The sequence below is a fragment of the Qipengyuania pacifica genome (assembly GCF_019857205.1).
GTDB classification, from domain to species: Bacteria; Pseudomonadota; Alphaproteobacteria; order Sphingomonadales; family Sphingomonadaceae; genus Qipengyuania; species Qipengyuania pacifica.
In genome coordinates this window covers 1-1,375 of sequence record NZ_JAHWXO010000038.1, presented here as the reverse complement: position 1 = coordinate 1,375, position 1,375 = coordinate 1, and the positions used below count along the sequence as shown (strand labels likewise).

Annotated in this window: 1 protein-coding gene; it reads right to left on the bottom strand. The window is 60.0% G+C overall.

Annotation, left to right across the window (positions count from 1 at the left end):
* Positions 1-278 precede the first annotated feature (278 nt).
* The gene (locus KYK83_RS17015; protein ID WP_222829091.1) at positions 279-1,307 is read right to left on the bottom strand and encodes an IS110 family RNA-guided transposase; all 1,029 of its coding nucleotides are present in this window, start codon (positions 1,305-1,307) and stop codon (positions 279-281) included.
* Positions 1,308-1,375: the final 68 nt, after the last annotated feature.

Sequence of the window (1,375 nt, the reverse complement as noted above, 5' to 3'; positions counted from 1 at the left end):
TTGGGCCGTGTGTGGACGGCCCTCCTTTGGCAAGGGCTTTTTGGCGTTGAGCTTTCCGCTGGTCGAGGCGGCCATGTGTTCGGCCTTTGATTGCGGCTTTGACATGCGCCGCTGGCCATGATGCCTTTCGCGCGAACCGGGTCCCGACCTATAGCACGCGCTCGAAGCGCCACGGCCCAAAATGGGTTTTCCCGATCCGGCGGTTTCAACCTGCTTTGCGCATCAACTCCTCTTTGCCCTTTCCAACTTCGTCGGCGCGGTAGCCCCGCGCCTTATCTCTACGCCGCTTTCACCTGCGGTTCGCGGTAACGCTCTCCACTGGTCATCAGCGCCCAGACCATCCGCGCATTCTTGTTTGCCAGAGCCACTGCCGCGACCTTGGCAGGTCTGCGCGCAAGCAACTCGACCAACCATGGCCGCTTTGTTCCATGCCTCTCGGCATAGCGGATGACCGCCATCGCCCCGACCACCAGCATCTGCCTCAAGTATCGATTACCCGCTCGGGTGATGCTGCCAAGCCTATCCTTCCCACCTGATGAGTTCTGTTTGGGAACGAGCCCGATCCAGGCCGCGAGATCGCGACCGGTCTTGAACACGGTTGGGTCCGCAACGCTCGCAACGAAGGCGCTAGCGAGAAGCGGGCCAATGCCAGGGATCTCCATCAGCCTGCGACCCAGTTCTGTCCGCCTGGCGCTGGCCAGCACCCGGCGATCGTTCTCAAGCACCTGCTGCTTCACAACAGCCAGTTGAGCAGCGAGCATCTTCAGACAGACCCGCGCATCTACCGGGATACGATAGTCATCCTCATCTTCCACGACCTCCAGCAGCCGCTCGACACCGAGCCTACCAACTGGTGCCACCACGCCGAACTCCGAGATGTGAGCACGGATCGCGTTCGAGATCTGCGTGCGCTGTCGGTTCAGCATGAGCCTGACCCGGTGCAACATCATCAGGCTCTGCTGCTCTGGGCTCTTCACCGCGACAAAGCGCATGGTCGGGCGTGTCACCGCCTCACAGATCGCCTCGGCATCAGCCGCATCATTCTTCTGTCGTTTGACGTAGGGCTTCACATATTGGGCAGGCATCAGCTTCACGTCGTGACCCAGCGCACTCAACTCACGCGCCCAGTAATGCGAGTTATTGCAGGCCTCGATACCGATCAAACACGGCGGCAGCTTCGCAAAAAACGGCAGCATCCGTGCTCGCTTCAACTGACGGCGCAGCACCGCATCGCCTGCGCTGTTCACTCCATGCACCTGAAAAACAGACTTCGCGATATCCAGACCGATCGTAACAACTTCTTCCATTGTGGCTCTCCTTCCAGCTCATACCGCGGCTTATACCGCAGGTGATTGGAGAGCCGTCCACAGCATCA

Bases quoted from the DNA above. Each gene is read 5' to 3' on its own strand.
- KYK83_RS17015 (WP_222829091.1), bottom strand. From the start codon at position 1,307: ATGGAAGAAGTTGTTACGATCGGTCTGGATATCGCGAAGTCTGTTTTT.